This window comes from bacterium (assembly GCA_028820935.1).
In the GTDB taxonomy this organism is placed as follows: Bacteria; Actinomycetota; Acidimicrobiia; order Spongiisociales; family Spongiisociaceae; genus Spongiisocius.
The window spans coordinates 322,418-343,902 of record JAPPHZ010000029.1 but is presented as its reverse complement, the minus strand read 5'-3'; the positions used below and the strand labels follow the sequence as shown (position 1 = coordinate 343,902).

Here is a 21,485-nt window from a genome sequence, read left to right as displayed (position 1 = left end):
GGTCAGCACACCACCAATTCAAATATCCCGACTCCGGAAAACTGGGGTATCACCTCACTCTCCGGCAAACCCGGGGCAGTTCAGCCTCAGGACTTCAATGTTCTGAGTATGATTACTCGGTAGTTTGAGTAATCCGTATCGTCCCAGGTCATAGACCGATTCTGGTGGTTCTTCGGAGGACCGTAGTTGTCCGGACCACCTCATCACCTGTAAGCATAAGCACCATGAAGGAAGGACTTCGCCCCCTGCGGGGAATCAGTCGCTGGGTACCCTTGGTGTTGGCTTCGGTGGTCCTCGCTAGTTGCGGCGGTAGTAGCGAAGACACTTTCCCGCCGGTACCCGCAACGGCCCAAGCGGTGGGTACAGGCCAAGACCCAAACTCGTCCTCCACCGTTGCCACCGGTTCCACCACCCTGCGGCCACTACCCGACCAACCCGATAGAGCCTCAGGTTCGAGTACACCATTGACAGCCTCGGCGAGTTCGGCGACAGTGACTACGGCTGTCACCGCGCCTACTACCTCTATCGCGATCCCCGATGAACTACCGCTCATGAATGGCATGTTCATCTCAGTCGTCGCGTCGGTATCTTCACTGGCAGAGGCCGCAGCGGAGAGCGCCGAGCTGGAAGGGATCATCTGGCCCGAACTCGGGATCCTTCAGGGCGATGAGTTCGAGAGCCTCGACCCAGGCTCCTGGATTGTCTATGCCGGACCCTTCAACACGGCTTCTGAAGCACAGGACTCGTGCCGGTTCATCCTGAACAGGAGGGCAGGCACGAACTGTGTGGGGCGGCGCGTCTCTCAAGACCCTGCTGATCGGGAACTCCACTATCCCCCCGCTCCCGCGGGCAGCACTACCGGTACCACCTCCCCCAGCCCAACTCCCGACCGAGTTCCTTCCGCCGAAGAGATATATCGAAAGATCGCTCCTTCTGTCGCATACATAGTGAACGGCGGCAATACAGGAGCCGGCAGCGGGATATTGATCGATGGCGGATACATAGTCACGAACTACCACGTAGTCAAACCGTATCAAGATGTCCTATGGATCGTCTTTCCGGACGGCACCGAGCTCAGGAACGTACCGGTCGCTGGGTCGGCTCCCTCGGCCGACTTGGCAATACTGGGCCCGGTCAGTGTCACGGCTCCTCCTTTGAGTCTCAATGACGGGGAGAACATGCTGCCTGGTAGCACCGTCTTTCTGGTGGGCTATCCAGCCGAGGTGGCGCCTTTCCCAGAACCGTCGATCGCCCAGGGCGTGCTATCGAGAACCTACGAGGAACGGGAAACAGGGCTAACCGTTCTCAGGACCGACGCACCTACTGTCGGTGGACAGAGCGGAGGAGCGATGGTCGATGGTCAGGGCAACGTGATTGGCGTCACAATGCGGGTCGTGGTCGACCGTGGTATGTCAGGCCTCACCGAGGCCTACTCGGCCGCAGACTATGCGGCTCTCGTCGATGCGATGGCTCTGGACCCTGTGTTGCCGAACACCCGGCGTGACGATGAACCGGTACCCAGTGGACTCGAGGGCACGTTCATTTCGGTGGTGGTCTCAGCGAGCTCCCGGACTGCGGTGGAGTCAGCGCTGGACGATCTAGAAGCCCGCTTCTGGTGGCTCCCGCTCGGCATCCTGATCAGTGATGATTATGCGAGTCTCAACCCAGGTTACTGGGTTGTCTACGTCGGGCCCTTCTACTCCCCGGAGGAAGCTCAGAACGCGTGTTGGTTCGACCTGAACATGCGAAGCGGCGCTCTCTGTTACGGAAGACGCCTATCGCAAGACCCCTCAGATCTAGATGTCGTCTATCCCCCCTCACCAGATGGATCCGACTTCTAGCCGCACGGCTGAAACGGCGGACCGTGACAGTTCGTCACGTGGCCGCCTACTCGAAATTCCGACGGCGCCGCCAGAATTCTACTGCGGCACCTACAGTACAAATAGCAATGCCAACAATGTTGAGAATACCGTTGGACCTGCTAGCGACAGCTTCCTGGCCCTGGTCGGCCAACGCGCTGGCGCTTGACGGACTACCCGCGTTGCGATCGGGCACCGTGGGAGTGGTCATCGGCCCATCCGGATCGGCGACCTCGTTTGTCACCGGACCCGGCGGTAGCGAGGTAGCGATCGGACCATCCGAGGTTCCGACCACGCCCTGTGTCTGCGTCTCAACGACAATGATCTGTTCTGATGCTGCTTCTGTGGTTGACACCGCCTCCGATTGAACCTGTGTGGATGACACGCTCGGCGCTTCCGATGAGGGCGGCACGGTTGCCGTAGTCGTGGGAGATAGATAGGCCCCTGCGAGCGCGGCAGTTACCCGCTCAGGGAAGGCGCTCTCCACCAAGTCGAATGCCCTGTCGCCAGGGCACGTGGTCCTTGACATGGTGCGGTGGCCGGTAATGGTCGGGGTATCCACGAGCTTGCCTTCGGGGTGACGATCGGATCCCCGGGACACGAACTTAGCAGTCGCGCCGGGACGGGTTTCGATCTTGTAAGTGCCGGCCAACCATGCGAGGAGCGCGACCATCGCCAGCTGTGCGTCCTCGGTGGGTGCGACATCGCTGTGGTCGCCGATAAAGCACGTCAGCAAGGCAAACCCCTGACTCCCGCCGGTAGCGTCACCGCGCACCGGCGAGGCGATGCTCCCCTGCCTTCCTTCGAATATCTGGCCGTAACGATCTACCAAGAAGTTGTAGGCGATGTCAGGCCAACCCTTCTCGGGGGACGTGTGGTATCGGTAGAAGCTACGCAGGTACCCGATGGACTCGTCCGGTTGGTAGTTATTGGGCGAAGCGCTGTGGTGCACGACCAAGAACCGCACATCCGTCTGCGCTTCCTCCAACATGTCCCCCCTTGGCAGCAGGTCAGCACCCCAGACGTCCCGAGGCAGGATCCGATGATCCTCACCAATAGGTCGGCCATCGCCATGAGCAACGGCGGGCGCGAGGACCGCTCCGGGTAGAAGTATCCCTGCTGCTGCTCCCACTCCCGCCAGCGCCAAGAAACGGCGGCGACTAACCGAACCCGAACATCGCGCATCGGTCAACGACAAATCCCCCACGGCTGCGCACACCCTCCATGGATGCGCAGGATGGTCGTCGGTTGTCATACTGGAGTCCCCCGTGTGCTGGACACTCGGCTTTTGCGGCTGTGTGATGGTAGTAGTTGTCCTCCCATTCGTTTGGCGGCTGCTGTCCGATGGTGGAGTGAAGCCGGCGGGGTTGTACCAGGCTTCGATCCACCAGCGGATCGACAGGCGGGCTTGGGGTCGGCTGTGGTAGTCGGTGCGGTGGACGAGCTCCTTCTTGAGGGTGCTGAGGAACGACTCGGCGGCGGCGTTGATGCCCCTATAGTCAAATATTGGCTTAGGGGGTGGGGGTAGGGCGTTGCCGGGTTCGGTGATCGGTCATGACGCGTTGGTAGACCTCGCGGGCCAAGAAACGTTTGAGGCAGCGGATGATGTCCTTTTTTGGTGAGGCCTTCTGTGGTGCGGCGAGCGACGTAGTCGATGGTGGGCTGGTGGCGCATTCGTACGATGGCTATTCGGTAGAGCGCCGCGTTGGCTTGTCGGTGCCCGCCTCCGTAAAAGACGGTGCCGGCTGGTCTGTCCTGACGAGGCCGGGATGGGACAGGCGCCGCAGAGTTTCGCGAACGCGGCCTCGGAGCGGATCCGTTCGGGGTTGTCGCCGAACACGATGAGGAACTCCGCCGCCGAGGTCGGCTCCGATGCCATATGCATCTCGTAGTGTCGGCGACGCCTGGGTGGTGAGGTCGTCGAGCACGGCGTCGTGTGAGCGCACCTCGGTGTCGAGAGCCAGCCAGCGGCGTGCTAACGCTTTCAGTGAGTGCTTCGCCGCGGCTGTGGGACTGTTCATGGCTGACACGCGGAAGCGTGCGCAGCGGTTGATGAGCGCCCGATTAGCAAGCCCATCGAGGGATTCGCGCAGCTCGGCGGGAGCGTTGACGATCAGTGTCTTGAGGGTGATAGTCGCCGAAGTTCGACCCTTGCGAGCGGTGTCTCTGGCCACCTTGACCTGGCGGATCATCTCCACCAGCCCATCCGCTGTCTTCGGAACCGCGGTCGAGGTCCCCGCCAGGACCGACCGTGCGGCGGCTTCAGCGTCGATAGTGTCAGGTTCTGCTGTTGCTGCGCCGCGAGCGGCGATCGCCCCGGAATCGGCTCAACCACCCGATGCCCGCAGCGTCTCAGGTAGCTGGTGAGCCCAGCGCCGTAGCTGCCGGTTCCCTCGATCCCGAACCGGTCAACCCGGCCCAGGTCCTGCGCCCATGCCACCCGGCTGGGCGTAGCCGCCGCTGTCAGCGCTCACCGCGCGGTCTCCCAGACGGGTTCCGTGCTGGTTGATCGCCACCGCGACATGGATGTGCTTGTGAGTGTCGACCCCGACAATCACCTTGCTCAAAGAACCGTCGGACACGATACTGGCCATGAGTTTCCTCCCTGTGGCGGAACACCAGCTGGCCGGGTGGGCGGACAAGACTGTGACGAGTCGGTTTTCGAATACCAGGCCCCTATTGGGTCACTGCCCTCCCGGACGGCTGGCTAGCTTCAACAAGCCGCTGAGCCGGGCCGACAGATCAACGCAAAGGCACTCTGTGGCCGGTCGTAACAAGAGTCAGACCCGACCCAACGACCCCACCATTCTCATCACAGTCATAGCAGGCCGTGGCGTCTCGGGCAGAGACCCGCCCCCGTCGGCTCGTTCCGCCCGCCTCGAGCCCGGATGCTACCTTCCTATGTGTTTACCCCATACCTCCATCACTTCACGACGCCGTTCCAGGATGTCAGACCGAGCGTAGGCTTGCTCGGCCGCGGAACCGACCCGATGAGCCAAGCAGAGTTCTGCGATCTCCCGCGGAACCGACTGGTACGAGCACCAGTCCCTGAACGTGCTACGGAACCCGTGCAACGTACCACCCATGTCAAGACCTGCGACCAGCTTCGACAACTGCCACGATCCGAGTTCCCGGCCCTTCTTATTTGGGAACACGAACGCTGACGGGTCCCAGGGCTCACTGTAACCGGCGGCTTCGACAAGGACGCTGAGGGCCTCGGCGGCAAGGGGAACCCGGTGCTCACGGCCTGCCTTCATTCGGCTCGCGGGAATGGTCCACAGGGCAGCCTCACGGTCGATCTCGGACCACTGAGTTCCTCTCACTTCACTGGACCGGGCCGCGGTAAGGACGGCGAACTCGGCCGCCAAGCGGACCGGGTGATACCCACCGGATGCCCTGACCTTGCGGACCGCCGCAGCGACCTCACGGTGAGAAACCGCGGCCAAGTGCTTCTTCGGGCCGTTGTTCTTCGGTAGAGCCTTGGTGATCGCGGTCCCTGCCGGATCATCTGTCCGGTAGCCCTGGGCCACAGCCCAGGCCATGATCGAGCCGATCCGTTGCCGGACTCGCTTCGCGGTCGTGGGTTTCGTTGACCAGATCGGAGTAAGGACGGCCATCACGTCGGCGGTGGTGATCTGGTCTAACCGTTTCGATCCGATTATCGGAAAAGCGTAGTCACCGAGTGACTGCCGCCACTGGTCCGGCGAGCGGCTACCGGGCTTCCACTTAGCAGCGTACAGACCAATCACAACCTCGGCGGCATCCGAGAACGTAGGGACCGAAGGAGTAACTGGCGGCATGACCGGCTGAGGAACCAGGTGCTCCACCACTGCCAGCCGCGAGTGCGCCGGATTCATCATGGCTCGGTGCGTTCCCTTGGGATCACCACCTAGGTAGGCGATCCGGCGATACTCGAACGCAATCCTTCGTGCCTCAGCCAAGGGGGTATAGCGGACGGGTCCGAGGCCGTAGTCACGTCTCCGGCCCTGCACCATGCCCCTCCATAGCCACTGCTTCGATCCACCGGGAGCCACCCGGAGGATGAGCCCGTCGCCGCGGCCGTCGTAGTATTTCCCCGGCTGCTTCACTGAGTTCACGAATTGGGCCGTGAGGCCCTGGCGGACCTTCGACAGGCTTGCCTCCCAACTGGATTTGTCCCTCAGTTAGTACCCTAACAACATGATGCTACAGGGTACGGGCTTGAACGTCAAGAAACGAGCGGAGGGGATAGCAGCACTCAACAGGAGTAATACAACCTCTTGACCAGGGGTTTTAGTGACAGCATGAAACACTGGGAAACAGAGAGAAACACTGTGAGATGGCTCCGGGGGTGGGACTTGAACCCACAACCAACGGATTAACAGTCCGCTGCTCTGCCGAATTGAGCTACCCCGGAAGGATCGGCCCGTCATGGTACCAGCAGGTGGGTGGAATCCTGGGCCGCTTAGGCGCCGCTGAGGTAGCTCTCCATGCGGCGGCCACCTGGCTGGCTGCGCATCTTGCGTAGGGCTCGGACCTCCAGCTGGCGGATCCGCTCCTTGGTCACTCCCATCCTGTCGCTGACCTCCTGGAGGGTCCTGATCCGGCCGTCGGCCAGCCCGAACCTCATCGTGATGACCTTCCGTTCCCGATCGTCCAGGCCTTCCATTGCCAGGGCAACGCTCTCCTGCATGAGCATGAGGGTCGCCCCGTCCGCCGGCGCCGCCTCGGCGTCCTCATCCCGGACGAAGTGTCCGAGGGTCAGGTCGTCGGAGTCGGCCACCTTGGCGTCCAGCGACAGCATCCCGGTGGAGAGCTCGGCCAGCTTCAGGACCCGATCATCGGGAAGGTCCATCTCGGCGGCCAGCTCCTCGGTGGTGGGCTCGCGGCCTGACTCCTGGTGGAGGCGCCTGCGCGTCTTGTCCAGCAGTACCAACTGCTGCGCCAGGTTCTCCGGGACCCGGATGATCCTCTTCTGCTCGTTCAGGGCCCGGCTGACCGTCTGGCGGATCCACCAGACCGCGTAGGTCGAGAACTTGTAGCCCTTGCGGTAGTCGAACTTGGCGGCCGCTTTCATCAGGCCCACGTTGCCTTCCTGGACGAGGTCGAGGATCGAGACACCCGGAATGACGTAGCGCTTCGCCACCGATACGACCAGCCGGAGGTTGGCCCTCACCAGCCGCTCCTCGGCCCGCTCTCCGCGACGCGCTATGGCGGCCAGCCGGCGATACTCGGCATCCGAGCGGGACATTCCGGCGGCCTCCAGTTCGGCCAGCTTGGCTCTGGCCTCGAGCCCGGCGTCCTTCGCCATGCCCAGCTCGACCTCCTGGCGGGGGGTGAGGAGCGGGACCCGACCGATCTCCCTGAGGTACTGGTCGACCGGGTCGGACAGGAACTCGGCATCTCCGGGCTCCGGATCGTCCCGGAGGCGATCGGGATCATCGTCGACCAGCTCTATCCCGGTCGTGCGCACGGCCGCCAGCGCCCGGTCGAGTGCAGCTGCGGGAGCCCCCGCCGCCTCGAGTTCCCGCTGTATCTCGGCGGAGGTGACGAACCCCCTGCGCCTCCCCCGCTTCAGCAGTTCCTCGATCGCCCGCTGCGTGTCCGAGCCCAAACCTACTCCTTAAGCCGCGTCAGGATCCCCTTTCCTGTAACGCTATCAGTTCTGCAAGGGCTTGTGAATAGGCTTCCGGGTCTCTTGTTTGATCGATTCCTTCCAATATCACCAGAAGCTCGTCCTTACGGTGCCCCACCGCCCGTCCTTCGAGATGTGACATGACATCCTGGAACGGGAGCAGCGGCGTGCCCATGACCGCCAGCCGGCGGGCCATCGCCGACATGGCCTGATCCTTGAGGCCGTCCAGCGGCACCGGAACCCCCATGTCAAGGTGCCTTCCCTCCTCGAGCAACCAGCGAGCCAGGACGGCGGCCTGATCGTGCTCAAACAGGTCGGGGCTGACCCGGTCGCGCTCCGCAGTCCCCGCCATGAGGTGGCGGAGCAGGTCCCGCTCCGACCGATCCATCGCACGGGATGCGGCGGGCCGGGGCGCAGCGGGCCGTCCGGCCGCTCTAGGACGGCCCTGCGCCCGGCCTCCCCTGCCGGTGGCGGCATTCCTCTGGATCTCCGCCTGGACGAGATCGATGCTCATGTGGGTGCGCCCGGCCACGTACAGGGCGTGCTGGTAGCGGGCCGCCTCGTCAGGATGGCGGGCGATCAGCTCCGCCGCCTCCCTCATCGCCCGGGTGCGCGCCTCTCTCTCCCCCAGGTTGTACTGCGCGAGCAGCCGGTTGAGCCGGAACTCGGTGATCGGCGCCGATCCGTCGACCGCTTCCCGGAGCAGGTCCCCCTTGTCCTCGAACACCAGGTCGGCTGGGTCCCGGCCCTCGGGCATCATTGCCACCCGCAGGTCGAGACCCAGCTCGGAGGTGATGCGCAGATCGTCCCCGCGCACGGCGGCGCCGGCGCCCGCCGCGTCGGCGTCGAAGGCCAGCACGATGCGGCTCGAGAAGCGGCGGAGCAGGTCGAAGTGGGCCTCACCGAGCGCCGTCCCGCAGGTCGCCACCGCCAGGGGCAGATCGGCCAGGTGGAAGGCGATGACATCCGTGTACCCCTCGACCACCACCCCCAAGTCCTCCCTGCTGATCGCCGACCGGGCCTTGTCCAGGCCGTACAGGAGCTCGCTCTTCTTGTAGAGCGGGGTTTCCGGGGTGTTCAGGTACTTGGGCCCCTCGCCGCGCAGGAGGCGGGCTCCGAACCCGACCATCTCCCCGCGCACGTTGTGGATCGGGAACAACAGCCGGCCCCTCATCTGGTCCACGAGCCGGCCCCTCGCCACCCTTCTCGCCAGGCCGGCCGCCAGGATGTCGGTGTCCTTGTGCCCCTGGCCGCGCAGGTGGGAGATCAGGGCGTCGGGTTGGTCGGGCGCGTAGCCGAGCTCGAACTGATCCACCACGTCGATCCCGTAGTTGCGTCCCCTCACGTAGGACCGGGCGTGCCCGGCATCTGGGGCGGACCTGAGGCGGTCCCGGTAGTAACGGCCCGCCTCGGCCACCGCTTCTACCAGCCGGGAGCGGCTCTCGCGGCGCTCCACCGCCCGGGGGTCGCGCCGGATGACGATGCCGGCCCGATCCGCCAGCATCTCCATCGCCTCCACGAACGACAGCCCCTGGGTCTCCTGGATGAAGGTGAAGATGTCTCCGCCCACACCGCAGCCGAAGCAGTGGTAGAGGCCGCGGGCCGGGTCGATCGACAATGAGGGGGTCTTCTCCGAATGGAAGGGACACAGGGCCTTGAAGCTGCCCCGGACCTTCCTGACAGTGGTCACTCCCTCGAACAGCTCGACCAGGTTGACCGCTTGGCGGATGCGCTCCAGGTCGTCGCGATCGGATGCCATACGTTGCGAGTGTACGTCTCCGAGCCGGCGCCCGGGGCTCAGACGCCTGCCGCGACGGCCACCAGATCGATCACGAGCAGTATCTCGTCCGCCACGTCGCTCACGCTGGGAATGTCCGGGATGGTCAGGCCGAAGTCGGATCGCATTACCGTGGCGGTACCGGTCACCTCGACCCTTTCATCGGATACCACCGTCACTTCTGTGTCGAAGGTCACGGGCCGGGCCTCGCCGCTCAGGGTGAACGTGCCCGTGATGCGGAGCGGCACCTGATCGCCCACCGTCACGCTGTCCGGGAGCCCCTCGATGTCTGTCGGCTCGAACGTGGCGAACTCGTTCTCGTCGCGGGAGGATCCGAGGATTGGCCCCCGGATGGCCCTGTCCCGGAAGCCGGAGTCGGTGGCCAGGGTGCGGACGTTGATCACGATCGTCCCCAGCTGCGAGGCAGCCGGCTCGTCGAAGTCGATCAGGACCTCGCCCGCCACTTCGGTGGTGACCCCCACCACCCGGAACGGGTTGCCGTTGAGGATCTCGTCGATCTCGAAGCTGACCGAGGACTCCGCCTTGTCGATCCGGTAGAGGACGGCGGGTGCGCCCGCGGCGTCAGCCGGCTCGGTGGTCTCGGCATCCGCCGGGGCCGCCGTAGTGGCCACGGTGGTGGTCGCCGGGACGGATGTCGCCGTTGTGGTGGAGGGGGCGGTGGTAGCGGGGGCGGTCGTAGGCGGAGAGGTGATGGGGGGAGCCGTCACCTCGGTGCTGGGCTCGCCGCTGCCGCCCGAGAACCACACGTAGGCCGCGGCGCCCAGAACCAACACCACTATCGCCGCCAGCGCGAGACCGATCCGCCGAGCCATCCGCATTGCCCCTCCTATCCGGCGCCGAGGCGCTCGTCCAGGTAGCCGTGGAGCTGCCCAATCCCGACCCGGTCCTGTGCCATCGTGTCCCGGTCCCGGACCGTAACCGCTCCGTCATCCAGCGTGTCGAAGTCGACCGTAACGCAGTAGGGCGTCCCGATCTCGTCCTGGCGGCGGTAGCGCCTCCCGATCGCCTGGGTGACATCGACCTCGATATCCCAGGAGCGACGTAGAACGCCGGCCACCTGCTCCGTCACCTCCACCAGGTCGGGCTTCTTCGAGAGCGGCAGCACCGCCACCTTGATCGGAGCGAGGCGGGCGTCGAGCCTCAGCACCGTGCGGGGGGCATCGCGCACCGTCTCCTGGTGGTAGGCGTCGATCAGGAAGGCGAAGGCCGCGCGGGTGGCGCCGGCCGCCGGCTCGATCACGTACGGGAAGAAGCGCTCACCGGCCGCCTGGTCGAAGTAGCGCAGGTCCTTACCCGAGGCCTTCGTATGCTGGCGCAGATCGAAATCGGTCCGGTTGGCGATACCCTCCAGCTCGTCCCATCCCCATGGGAACCGGTAATCCACGTCGTAGGTGGCGACCGCGTAGTGGGCCAACTCGTCCTCGGTGTGGCTGCGCAGCTTGATGTTGTCGGGTTTCATGCCCAGGTCCAGGTACCACTGATGCCTCTCCTCCACCCAGTATTCGAACCAGCCGTCGGCGTGATCGGGATGGGTGAAGAACTCCATCTCCATCTGCTCGAACTCCCGGGTGCGGAAGACGAACTGTCCTGGCGTGATCTCGTTGCGAAACGACTTGCCGACCTGGGCGATCCCGAACGGGAGCTTGAGCCGGGATACCCGCCGCACGTTCTCGAAGTTGGTGAAGATGCCCTGGGCGGTCTCGGGACGCAGGTATACGAGGTTGGAGTCGGAAGCGACCGGGCCCATATGGGTCCTGAACATCAGGTTGAAGTCGCGGGCATCCGTGAAGGTGTCGCGGGCGCCGCAGGTGGGACACCGGTCCGGGCTCTCCAGCCGGTCGAACCGGTGGCGGGCATGGCAGGAGACACACTCCACGAGAGGGTCGTTGAACTGGCCCACGTGCCCGGAGGCCTCCCAGACCTGGGGCGACTGGATGATCGCCGAATCGAGCCCGACCACGTCGTCGCGCAGCTGCACCATCGACCGCCACCACGCCTCCTTCACGTTGCGGAGCAGCGCCACGCCGAGAGGCCCGTAGTCGTAGGCCGACCGGAGACCGCCGTAGATCTCCGATGCTCTGAAGACGAAGCCGCGCTTGGTGGCGAGGTTCACGATCGTCTCGAAGCTGGGAGCGGTCATCAGGACTCAACCGGGGAGGGTACGGGACCGGGACGATGGTACCCGGCCCCGGCTCCATACCCGGCAGCTCCGGCCATCGGACGTACATCAGGATCAGAACGCCACACACGGTGCCCTGAACCTGAGGAACACCGCACCACCCATGACGCTCTGAGCCTGAGGAACAGGGCACCGCCGATGACGTCCTGTGCATCGAGAATGGTGCAGGCGCTGAACTTGAGGCTCAGGGCGTCATATATGGCGTCCTCTGCCTCAAGTTCCGAAACTCGCGAAAAGCGGTGCTCCGCACCGGGCCCTCCCCCGCCACCACCTGTCCTTGGCTTGGGGCGTGTTGCGCCATACCCGGGTCGGGGCCGGGTTACGGCGGGTTCGCCCCATTGGAGCCTCTTCGTATTCCCTCCGGCCGGCCGTTCCGATCGGTAGACGTATCAGCCGGTATTGGTGCTTGGCGATAGACAACGTATATCGGAGGTGTGACACTTTCAAGACCTTCGTTCCGAACGGGCCTCTCGGGTGGGAGGGACGAATGCGGTACGGACCGGAGGACAGACCCCGGCTCGGCAGGCTAGGGAGACTGGTTCGGGAGGGCGCCGCCAAAGCGCCTGCGGCGGCGCTGATACTCGACCACGGCATCCACCAGGTGCTGGGCGCCGAACTCCGGCCACAGCGTTTCGGTGAAGACCAGCTCGGAATAGGCGCTGCCCCAGAGCAGGAAGTTGGACATCCGCATCTCGCCGGAGGTGCGGACTATCAGGTCCGGATCGGGCATCCCGGGAACGTAAAGGCGCTCGGCGATGTCGTCCTCGGTGATCTCGCCGGGTTCCCGCTCCCCGTCCGACACCTCGGTCGCCAGCGCCCGGACCGCTCGGGCGATCTCGGCCCGTCCGCCGTAGTTGAAGGCCAGCACGAGGCTCAGGCGACGGTTGGAGGCGGTGCGTTGCTCCGCATCCTGCATCAGCGTCCGGTTGCGATCGGGAATGCGTGGATCGGCCAGGTCACCGGCGAAGCAGATCCGAACCCCCAGGTCCGCCAGGGAGTCCAGCCGGCGCAGCAGGATGTCCTCGTTGAACCACATGAGGAACGAGACCTCGTCCGGGTGGCGGGTCCAGTTCTCGGTGGAGAACGTGTAGGCGGAGAGCCAGCTCAGGCCGATCTCCAGCGCCCCTTCCACGCATTCGAACAGCACGGTCTCGCCGGCTGCGTGACCGCCGGTGCGTGGCAGGTTGCGGGCCAGCGCCCAGCGTCCGTTTCCATCCATGATGATGCCGACGTGGGCGGGGATCCGGCTCCGGTCGAGACCGCTCAGGTCGAGGCCGACCGAACCCGCCGCCGATCCCCCGCTCACCGGGGCCCCCGACCGACGCTGAAGGCGAGGCCGCCCAACCCCGACTCGATGTGGTACTCCACGAACCTCCGCACCAGACCCACCGCGTCGGGAGCGAGGTCGCTGTCGGGGGTGGTGAAGCCGGACAGGTCGGCCGCCGAGAGACGGGCCAGGTGCTCGGTCAGGCCTTCCCTCAACCGGAAGGTTCCCCCGGCGTCGCAGCGTTCGCAGATCAATCCCCCGCCCGCCATGCTGAACCGGCCGAGGCGGTTCGCGGCGCCGCAGGCCGCGCAGTGCTCGAGGGCCGGAGCCTGGCCGATGGCCTCCGACAGCTTGAGCAGGAAGGATGCCAGCAGGTCCATGCCGCCGGCGCCCATCTCCAGGGCGCGCAGCCCCCGCAGGAGGAGCAGGAAGATCCGGTGGGAGGGCTCCTCCTCGACCACCACCTTGCCCACCGCCTCCGCCATGGTGCCTGCCACCATCACCGCGTCGAGGTCCTGGCGCAGCCTGGGAAAGGCCTCGATCACCGCCGCCTGGGTAATCGTCGCCAGGTTCCGACCCTGGTACAGCACCAGGTCGACGTGGGTGAGGGGCTCGAGCCGGCCCCCGAACCGGCTCCTGGTCCTCCGGACCCCCTTGGCGACCGCCCGCACCTGGCCACGATTGGGGCTGATGATGACCACTACGCGGTCGGCTTCGCCGAACGGGTAGCCGCGCAGGACGATTCCCTGATCGTGGCGGATCGACATTCCTCTCCCCGGATCGCAGCCTGGGCGCGTGCCCTGGCGAGGGTACCCCGCCCGTCACCGGATATGGGGTTATGGTGAGTGCATGGCGCTTCTGGACGGATCTGAGAGACAGGCCTTCCTCGAGTCCCATCCTGGCTGGGAGATACAGGATGAGACGATCTCCAGGACCTTCGTCCTCGCCGACTTCGCCTCGGCTATCGGGTTCGTGGCCTCGGTGGGGGTGGTGGCCGAGCGGGCCTTCCACCATCCCGACATCGACATCCGCTACCGGCGGGTCACCATCTCGCTGACCACCCATGACGAGGGCGGCCTCACCCGCAAGGACACCGATCTGGCCGCCCGGATCGACCGGCTCGCCACCTGAAACGAACCCCTGCCATGCCACAGGGCGCGTTTAACCTGAACTCGTGAGCAGTGGAAGGCTTCTCGTAGTCGAGGACGACCAGGAGGTCCGCCGGTCGCTGCGCCGGGCCCTCAGGTTGGAGGGATACGAGGTCGTCACGGCCGGGGACGGCATGGCGGGGCTCGAACAACTGGCCATCCACCCCGTCGACGCCATCATTCTCGACGTCATGATGCCCCGCCTGGACGGGCTGGGAATGGCTCGGCACCTCCGGGCCCTCGGCGACAGGACACCCATCCTGATGCTCACCGCCCGCCACGACGTCTCGAACCGGGTGGAAGGCCTGGACGCCGGCGCCGACGACTACCTGGTCAAACCGTTCGCCCTGGACGAGTTGCTGGCCAGGATCAGGGCTCTGCTCCGCCGCAGCGGGGCTTCCGACGGCGACCACGCCCTCCAACTCGCAGACCTCACTCTCGATCCCGCCACCCGGCAGGTCCACAGAGGGGACCGCGAGGTCCATCTGACCAAGACCGAGTTCGACCTGCTGGAACTCCTCCTCGCCAACCGCAGGATCGTGCTGACCCGGGACGTGATCATGGACCGCATCTGGGGCTACTCCTTCGAGACCTCCTCGAACCCCCTGGAGGTCTATGTCGGCTACGTGAGGCGCAAGCTCGAGGCCGATGGGGAGCCTCGCCTCATCCACACCGTGCGCGGGGTCGGCTACGTGGCAAGGGAGCCATGAGCCTGCGCTGGCGATGGGCGGTGGGGCTGGGCCTGGTGGCGGCCCTCGCCATCGGCCTCCTCACCCTGGCGGCCATCCTCTCGGTGGAGCGCCGGCTGCGCGGCGCCATGGACGAGGACCTGAGGGAGCGGGCCACCCAGGTCCACGAGCTGACCGGAGGCTTCGAGGAAGGCGAGGAGCGCCGCGAGGAAATACTGCCCCGGATCGTCAACGACGCCTCTGTCCAGGCCTTCGACGAGACCGGCGCCGTCCTGCTCCGGTTGGGGCCGGCCGGCGTCAGTCCGCCTGTCGACGCCGCCGACCTGGAGGTGGTCGCCGGCACCAGGCCCGCGCTCCTCCGGGATATCCGCATCGGCGACACCCTGTACCGGATGATCACGGTCCGGGTGCTGCTGCGGGAGAACAATCCGGGCACGGTGGTCGCGTTCCAGATACTGTCCGACCAGTCCCAGCTGGAGAGCAACCTGGCGGCCCTGACCGGACAACTCCTCTCCATCGGCGCCATCGGGGTCCTGCTGGTGGCTATCACCGGGTGGATCATGGCCTCGAGAGCGGTGCGCCCGATCAGCGATCTGACCCACGCAGCCGAGCACGTCGCCTCCACCGAGGACCTGTACGCCGCGGAGCGCCTCGACATCTCGGCCCCGGCCGAGATCGGGCGCCTGGCGACCGCCTTCCGGTCGATGCTCAACTCGCTGCGGGTGTCGCGCCAGGAACAGCAACGGCTGGTCTCCGACGCCGGGCACGAATTCCGGACGCCGATCACCGCCCTTAAGACCAACCTGGAGGTCCTCCGGCGACAGGACGACCGGCTCGAGGAGGAGGAGCGGGACGAGTTGATCGAGGCGGCCCTCCGGGAGTCCAACGAGCTGGCCCAGCTGGCCGCCGAAATGGTGGACCTGACCTCCGATGTGCGTCATGCCGCGGAACCGATCCAGGAGGTCGACCTGGGAGCGCTGGCCCGCGAGCTCCGCTCCCGCTACGCGCGGCTCCCCGGCAAGGAGGTCACCGTCTCGGGTGGGAGCCTGGTGGTGGCCGGACGCCGGACCCAGCTGGAGCGGGCCATGAGCAACCTGGTCGACAACGGTGTCAAATGGGCGGCGCGCCGGGTGGAGATCGTGCTCGACAACGGAACGGTCACCGTGCGGGACGACGGCCCCGGCATTCCCGAGGACGATCTGCCCCACGTGTTCCGGCGGTTCTACCGGTCGGTCGAGGCCCGTTCGATGCCAGGATCCGGCCTGGGGCTGGCGATAGTGGACCATCTGATCGGCGCCCACGGAGGAGAGGTGTTCGCAAGGAACTCAGCCGATGGCGGTGCTGAGGTGGGGTTCACCCTGCCCCCGGCGGAGGGAGGAGGCGAGCCCGGAGGCAGGGTGAACTGAGGTTTGCCCTGGTTCGGCGGCTTGATGTCACTGTCGGGGAAGGGGTCGCAGGGAGTCCGGCGGCGCCCCTTCCCCGGTTCTGTCCTTGCCGTCCTCACCGGGCTCCCCGGCCGGCGCCGGGTCGGCCCGGGCCAGGGCTACGGCGGCGGCGCCGACCACCAGCGCCGCCGCTCCTATGAGTACCGCTAATCGCATTCCGGCTCCTTCCTGTCGTATCTGCTGGTGCAAATATGGAAGCCCGGCCTGTGACTTCCCTGAGAGGAGCCTTAGAGAATCCTGAGAATCGGTGCGCGCCGGCGGATTTTCGCCTCGACCGTCGGAGGTCGGATGTCGGTGTTATCCCAAGTAATCAGGAACTAGAGATCAAATGGCGTGTCCGTGAAGAAGTCGCTCACCTTGGGGGTACTGCTCGGGGTCTTGGGAGCGGCGATGCCCAGGCGGGACCGCACCGCCCTGTAGCCGCCGGCCTCCAGCTCGTCCGCGAGCTCCGGCCCTCCGGAGTCGACGATGGCGCCGTCCATCATGATGTGCACCCGGTCGGGCCGGACGTAGTTGAGGATCCGGCTGTAGTGGGTGATCATCAGGATGGCCACGTCGTCGCTCCGCATCTCCTCCACAGCGGCGGCGACCTCCCGGACCGAGTCGATGTCCAGCCCGGAGTCGATCTCGTCCAGCACCATCACCCGCGGCTCCAGGACGGCCAGCTGGAAGACCTCGGAGCGCTTCTTCTCGCCTCCGGACAGATCCCCGTTCACGGACCGGTCGAGGAACCGTTCCATCCGGAGACGCCGGGCCTGGGTGGCGATCCGCTCCCTGGCCTCCTCCGGACCGGTGCCCAACGCCACCGCCGCCTCTTCGAGCAGCACGGCCAGGTCGAGACCGGGAATCCCCACCGGATACTGGAGGGCCTGGAACAGACCGGCCTGAGCCCGTTCGTGAACGTCGAGGTCCGCGATCGAGGTCCCATCCACGGCAACGGCCCCCGACACCTCGTAGCCGGGCTTACCGGCCAGGACGTGGCAGAGGGTCGACTTGCCCGACCCGTTGGGACCCATGATGGCGTGAACCTCACCGAACGGAACGTCCAGATCGACTCCCTTGAGGATGGCGAGCCCGCTGATGGAGGCACGGAGCTCCCGCACCCGGAGCGCCGTCCTACCCATCGGTGACCCCGCCCGCATCCACCTTCACCATCACGCGGCCCTGCTCGAGCTTCACCTCGTAGGTCGGTACCGGCCGGGTGGCCGGCAGGCTCTGGGGTATCCCGGTCCGGACGTCGAACTCCGCCCCGTGGAGCGGGCACTCCACGTCGTAGTCCCAGAGCTCACCCTCGGACAGGGATGCGAAGGCGTGGCTACAGATGTCTCCGATCACGTAGAAGTCGTCCCCGATGCGGAACAGGGCCAGGGCGTGACCGGCCAGGTCCACCCGGGACCCGCCCTCGGGGAACGCATCCGCGGCGCCGGCGTCCAACCAGGCCATCAGGACGCAACCCGCTGCTGGGCACCGGCGAACTTGGCGGCCACCGCCCGCCGCGACGGCGCGGCCAGCTCGGGCACGGCGAAGCCCGACAGTATCTCGTTGAAGAAGCCTCTCACCAGCAGGCGCTCGGCCGGGTTCCTGGGAAGCCCGCGGCTCATCAGGTAGTAGAGTTGCTGCTCGTCCAGCGGGCCCGAGGAGGACCCGTGGCCGCACTGGAGGTCGTCGGTGAGTATCTCCAGGTTCGGGACCGAGTTGACCTTCGCGCCGTCCGAGAGCACCAGGTTGCGGTTGGTCTCGAAGGCGGAAGTTCCCCTGGCCCCTTTCTCGATTCTCATGAGTCCGGTCCAGACGGCGCGGGCGTTGTCGGCGACAGCGCCCTTGAGGAAGATGTCGGACGTGGTACGGGGACCCCGGTGGGTGACGTAGATGCGGTAGTCGAGGACCTGCGAGCCGTCGCCGAAGTAGATGCCCCCCATCTGGACCGACGATCCCGCCCCGGCCAGGGAGATCCCCAGCCGCTGCCGGGCGTACACCCCTCCGAGACCCACCTCCCCGATCCGCAGGGTGGAGTCCCGTTCGGCTGCGTACTGATGATGCGCCACCATGCGGGCCGGGTCGGACAGGTTCTGGACGACCGAGACGGACAGGCGGGCGCCGCGATCCGCCAGCGCCTCCACTATGGGGCAGACCAGCAGTTCGGCACCCGGCGCCGAGCGGTACAGCACCACTACCGAGGCCTCCGAGTCGGGCTCCCCTACCACTGTCAGGTGCGGGAAACTGACCGCCCCCGCGGTCACGGCCTGCACGTCCACGACCACCGGCGCCGCCAGCGTCCTGCCTGCCGGGATCGTCAGCACCGCTCCGGGCGGCGCCATGGCGTGGTTGGCGGCCGCGAACACGTCAACCTCGGGGGATGCCATCGATCCGTAGAGGCTTGCCGGCCGGCCGTTCGGCACGTCAACCGTCCGATGAACCTCGATCTCGCCGGGCTCGACATCCACCACGGTGCCGTCCACCATCGTCAGGCGTCCGCTCGCCTCTCCCAGCGCCTCGAGGTACTCGTCGGGACCCAGTCCGCCGGACGGTGCGGTGGCCGGACGGAAGTCGTCGAGGACGAAGTCGATGTCGACGTACTTCCAGTCCTCGTCCTTGGGGCCGGGCATGGCGGCGGACGCCAGGGCCTGGCGACCACGGTCGCGCAGGCCGGCGAGCCAGGCAGGCTCGTCGCCGATGGACATGGTTGTCGGGGGTGAGGGCAAGGAGACAGGTCCTTCTTCCGGAATCCGGCGGGCGGATGGTAACGGGTCAACCGATGCTATCTATCCGGTCTCTACCGGCCAAGGCGGACGCACCGCCAAGATACCGGCGACAATGGCGATCCTCAGAGAGCGCCTGGTGTCTCAAGTCGTCGGTTGGTCGGGTTTATGACCTCTATAACGGCGTATCGCCCCGATCCGGACCGGTCGTGGCTTCCGGGTATGGCTGTTTCCAGCCGAACAAGGGGGTTGAACCTGTCACAACCCCGCTATATGTTGTTGGATAACCGTAATTACCAGCGGTCCGGCTCCGACGTCGACCAGGCCGCGCCGAGGGATCATATCGTTCGAGACCACCCGTCAAGGGGCCTAACGGAACGCGTCTCGACCAAGGTGGTGGCGGAGGGGGAGGGCCCGGCGGGCGGCGCACGCGTGCCGCGATTTTCGCGTTCTTCTCCCGATCTGAACAACACAACTACCCATCGATCAGGTGGGCCGCTCGAGTGAACACCGCGTCCAGCATGGCCTCGGTCAGCTTCCCGGTGAAGGTGTTCTGCTGGGAGGGGTGGTAGCAGCCGATGATCGAGGGGGCTCCCCCACCGGGGTGGACCTCGACGCCGTGGGAGAAACGCGGCTTAGGGATCGGGATCTCCCAGCCACGGCGGCGGCCGATGCGCAGCGTCTGGTCGAAGGCCATGCCGCCCAGCGCCACCACCACCCGCACGCGCCGGCACAGGTCGAGTTCCTGCTCGATCCAGGGGGCGCAGGCATCCCGCTCGGCCGCGGTGGGCCGGTTCTGGGGCGGGACGCACCTGACGATCGCGGTAATGGCGGCGTCGATCAGGCGGAAGCCGTCATCCCGGTGGTCGGCCACCGGACGGTTGGCGAAGCCGGCCCGGTGAAGGGTCCGGAACAGCCACGCCCCGGATCGGTCCCCGGTGAACATCTGCCCGGTGCGGTTCGATCCATGGGCGCCGGGGGCCAAGCCGATGATCAGCAACCGGGCCTCGGGACCACCCAGCATCGGCACCGGCCGCGCCCAGTAGTCATGGTCGGCGTAGGCGGCCCGCTTCACCACCGCCAACTCCTCCCTCCAGGCCACCAGACGGGCGCACAACCGGCACTCGACCAACTCGGCCTGGAGCCGGTCGAACGCAAGCGTGGGAGCGGCAGGCCGGCTCTCCACCCCGTTGTCGGGAGTCCGGATCACGGGGTCTCCGGGTCGAGGGCTTCCACGTTGAAGATGCTGGCCGCATTCCACAACATCCAACCCAGCGAGCGCGCCTCGGCAGCATCGATCTGCTCCCTCACCTGGTCGGATGTGTAGTAGAAGTCCTGGAGCCAGGGGCGGATGATGGACTGGCCCTCCAGCCGCTTCAGACCCGCGTCGAGCGCTCCGGCCACCACCTCGCCCGGGTGGTCGTTGGGCGTGTCGAAGCCGAACCACCCGGTCGAGTAGTGGCTCGGGTAGACCATCGGCGACAGCACGTCGGCCGTGGTGGAGAGGGCGGTGAACTCCTGGCCGATCCCCCCATCCCCGATCACGGTGGTGATGAACCCGAAGATGTCGGCCCCGACCACGCAGCCGAGCGGGTGGAGGCGCTCGGCAGCCTGGTCCAGGAAGGTGGTGATCGTCCCTATGCGGATGTCCTCCGAGTCGCCCAGGTCGAAGACGGCCGTGTCGGGATAGCCGTCCGGGAACCGGACGTAGTCGAACTGGATCTCGTCGAACCCGGCAGCACAGACCTCCTCGGCCAGCCGCAAGGCGTATTCCCGAGCTTGCTGATCGGTGGGATCGAGGAAGTACTGGTTGCGTTTGCGGAAGGAGGTTCCGGTGGCGGTGTCGAAGACCGCCATGTCGACGATGGCCCGGGCCGCGATGGGGTCCTGGAAGGTCACGAGACGCGCGATCTTGTACAGGCCCCTGACGTCCATCTGGTTGACCACCCGGTCGATGTTGAACAGGACGTCCACCGCACCGATCTCACGGGCCAGGCTCACGTCCGTGTCGAATAGGACCCGGCCCGACTCATCCTTGACATCGATCACGAGGGCGTTGACCACCGTGTCCTCTGCAATCGAGAGAAGCTCCGACCACTGGCCCTCGGCTACGAACACGGTATGGCCGACATGTAGCGCCCTGATCAGATACGGCTCCAGGATGATCTCGCGGACCAGCACCTCCCCGTCCCAGTCGAACTCGGCCGCCACCCATCCGGGGCGTTCGACGGTGATGGTGCCGGGCGAGGCGCGTGATATCTCGAAGCCACCCTGATCGTCGGTCATCACGTTTACGTCGCCCAGCGAGACCGAGGCGATCGGCAACCCGAATCCCTGGCTGTCCACCACCGTGCCGCGCAGCACAACGGGCCGCAGGGCCAACTCCACGGGTTCGTCCTGGAACGAGTCGACTAACACCGCGCCCGGGAAGAATCCCTGCGCTTGCACGGAGGCCGAGGTGGGCTCGCCCTCCCATCGCACCCGGAATACACCGTTTCCGTCCGTCACCTCCTGGCCGTACTCCGTGTCGGCAGTCGCCCCGGCGATCGGCGCCCCGGCATCGTCCTTGACCAGGATGGCCACAGTGGGGACCTCCGAGGGCGGCGGGATCGGCGCTTCCCCCACCACAACCGGCGACTGCGCCAGGCAGGCGGTCAGGAGGACCGATCCCAGGACGGGCAACAGCGACACCGCCGCGACCCGCCAGAAGGACGTCGCGGGCCGTCCGGAGGGTTGAATCTGTCTCATGCGGACCGCACAATCAAAGGAACACATTGCCAAATCGCT

At 66.1% G+C, this 21,485-nt stretch carries 20 protein-coding genes and 1 tRNA gene; 4 read left to right on the top strand and 17 right to left on the bottom strand.

Features of this window, described 5'->3' with window-relative positions; all coding sequences use genetic code 11:
* Positions 1–551 precede the first annotated feature (551 nt).
* Complete coding sequence (locus OXM57_07670; GenBank protein ID MDE0352556.1) at positions 552–1,841, top strand: serine protease; 1,290 nt, start codon at positions 552–554, stop codon at positions 1,839–1,841.
* Positions 1,842–1,887: 46 nt separating this feature from the next.
* On the opposite strand, the gene OXM57_07665 is transcribed toward OXM57_07670, so the two are convergent.
* The 11 genes from OXM57_07665 to recO form a co-directional block, all read right to left on the bottom strand.
* Complete coding sequence (locus OXM57_07665; protein MDE0352555.1) at positions 1,888–2,850, bottom strand: N-acetylmuramoyl-L-alanine amidase; 963 nt, start codon at positions 2,848–2,850, stop codon at positions 1,888–1,890.
* A 561-nt stretch (positions 2,851–3,411) separates the two neighbouring features.
* Entirely contained in the window at positions 3,412–3,738 is a 327-nt protein-coding gene (locus OXM57_07660) for a transposase (protein MDE0352554.1), read from the bottom strand.
* 529 nt (positions 3,739–4,267) lie between these two features.
* Positions 4,268–4,453 carry a hypothetical protein gene (locus tag OXM57_07655; protein MDE0352553.1) on the bottom strand — a complete coding sequence of 62 codons (186 nt, stop codon included), beginning with the start codon at positions 4,451–4,453 and terminating at the stop codon, positions 4,268–4,270.
* A 297-nt stretch (positions 4,454–4,750) separates the two neighbouring features.
* A complete protein-coding gene (locus tag OXM57_07650; GenBank protein ID MDE0352552.1) occupies positions 4,751–5,992 on the bottom strand; it encodes a tyrosine-type recombinase/integrase in 1,242 nt (413 codons plus the stop codon).
* Positions 5,993–6,178: 186 nt separating this feature from the next.
* Positions 6,179–6,255, bottom strand: a tRNA-Asn gene (locus tag OXM57_07645).
* A 48-nt stretch (positions 6,256–6,303) separates the two neighbouring features.
* The gene (locus tag OXM57_07640) at positions 6,304–7,452 is read right to left on the bottom strand and encodes a sigma-70 family RNA polymerase sigma factor (protein ID MDE0352551.1); all 1,149 of its coding nucleotides are present in this window, start codon (positions 7,450–7,452) and stop codon (positions 6,304–6,306) included.
* A 19-nt stretch (positions 7,453–7,471) separates the two neighbouring features.
* Positions 7,472–9,232 (bottom strand): DNA primase, encoded by a 1,761-nt coding sequence (gene dnaG / locus OXM57_07635; protein ID MDE0352550.1) that lies wholly within the window; start codon positions 9,230–9,232, stop codon positions 7,472–7,474.
* A gap of 38 nt (positions 9,233–9,270) precedes the next feature.
* A complete protein-coding gene (locus OXM57_07630) occupies positions 9,271–10,089 on the bottom strand; it encodes a YceI family protein (GenBank protein MDE0352549.1) in 819 nt (272 codons plus the stop codon).
* Between the two features lie 8 nt (positions 10,090–10,097).
* A complete protein-coding gene (locus OXM57_07625; protein ID MDE0352548.1) occupies positions 10,098–11,411 on the bottom strand; it encodes a glycine--tRNA ligase in 1,314 nt (437 codons plus the stop codon).
* A gap of 565 nt (positions 11,412–11,976) precedes the next feature.
* A complete protein-coding gene (gene uppS, locus OXM57_07620; GenBank protein MDE0352547.1) occupies positions 11,977–12,756 on the bottom strand; it encodes a polyprenyl diphosphate synthase in 780 nt (259 codons plus the stop codon).
* Complete coding sequence (gene recO, locus OXM57_07615) at positions 12,753–13,484, bottom strand: DNA repair protein RecO (protein ID MDE0352546.1); 732 nt, start codon at positions 13,482–13,484, stop codon at positions 12,753–12,755. Before recO ends, uppS begins: the two co-directional genes overlap by 4 nt.
* Positions 13,485–13,566: 82 nt before the next feature.
* On the opposite strand from recO, the gene OXM57_07610 reads away from it, so the two are divergent.
* From OXM57_07610 to OXM57_07600, 3 genes are read left to right on the top strand one after another with little or no spacing between them, the layout of a single operon-like run.
* Positions 13,567–13,848, top strand: a complete 282-nt coding sequence (locus tag OXM57_07610) for a 4a-hydroxytetrahydrobiopterin dehydratase (GenBank protein MDE0352545.1) — start codon at positions 13,567–13,569, stop codon at positions 13,846–13,848.
* Between the two features lie 43 nt (positions 13,849–13,891).
* Positions 13,892–14,575 carry a response regulator transcription factor gene (locus OXM57_07605; GenBank protein ID MDE0352544.1) on the top strand — a complete coding sequence of 228 codons (684 nt, stop codon included), beginning with the start codon at positions 13,892–13,894 and terminating at the stop codon, positions 14,573–14,575.
* The gene (locus OXM57_07600) at positions 14,572–15,960 is read left to right on the top strand and encodes an ATP-binding protein (protein MDE0352543.1); all 1,389 of its coding nucleotides are present in this window, start codon (positions 14,572–14,574) and stop codon (positions 15,958–15,960) included. The genes OXM57_07605 and OXM57_07600 overlap by 4 nt, the downstream gene beginning before the upstream one ends.
* A gap of 27 nt (positions 15,961–15,987) precedes the next feature.
* Here the strand turns inward: OXM57_07600 and OXM57_07595 are convergent, their stop codons facing one another.
* The 6 genes from OXM57_07595 to OXM57_07570 form a co-directional block, all read right to left on the bottom strand.
* Complete coding sequence (locus OXM57_07595; protein ID MDE0352542.1) at positions 15,988–16,155, bottom strand: hypothetical protein; 168 nt, start codon at positions 16,153–16,155, stop codon at positions 15,988–15,990.
* 161 nt (positions 16,156–16,316) lie between these two features.
* Entirely contained in the window at positions 16,317–17,123 is an 807-nt protein-coding gene (gene sufC / locus OXM57_07590) for a Fe-S cluster assembly ATPase SufC (GenBank protein ID MDE0352541.1), read from the bottom strand.
* Positions 17,116–17,442: a non-heme iron oxygenase ferredoxin subunit gene (locus OXM57_07585; protein ID MDE0352540.1), complete on the bottom strand. Its 327-nt coding sequence runs from the start codon at positions 17,440–17,442 to the stop codon at positions 17,116–17,118. The genes sufC and OXM57_07585 overlap by 8 nt, the downstream gene beginning before the upstream one ends.
* Positions 17,442–18,701 carry a Fe-S cluster assembly protein SufD gene (sufD, locus tag OXM57_07580; protein MDE0352539.1) on the bottom strand — a complete coding sequence of 420 codons (1,260 nt, stop codon included), beginning with the start codon at positions 18,699–18,701 and terminating at the stop codon, positions 17,442–17,444. The genes OXM57_07585 and sufD overlap by 1 nt, the downstream gene beginning before the upstream one ends.
* 472 nt (positions 18,702–19,173) lie before the next feature.
* Positions 19,174–19,908 carry a uracil-DNA glycosylase gene (locus OXM57_07575; GenBank protein MDE0352538.1) on the bottom strand — a complete coding sequence of 245 codons (735 nt, stop codon included), beginning with the start codon at positions 19,906–19,908 and terminating at the stop codon, positions 19,174–19,176.
* On the bottom strand, positions 19,905–21,446 hold the full coding sequence (locus OXM57_07570) for a hypothetical protein (GenBank protein ID MDE0352537.1): 1,542 nt from the start codon (positions 21,444–21,446) through the stop codon (positions 19,905–19,907). The genes OXM57_07575 and OXM57_07570 overlap by 4 nt, the downstream gene beginning before the upstream one ends.
* Positions 21,447–21,485: the final 39 nt, after the last annotated feature.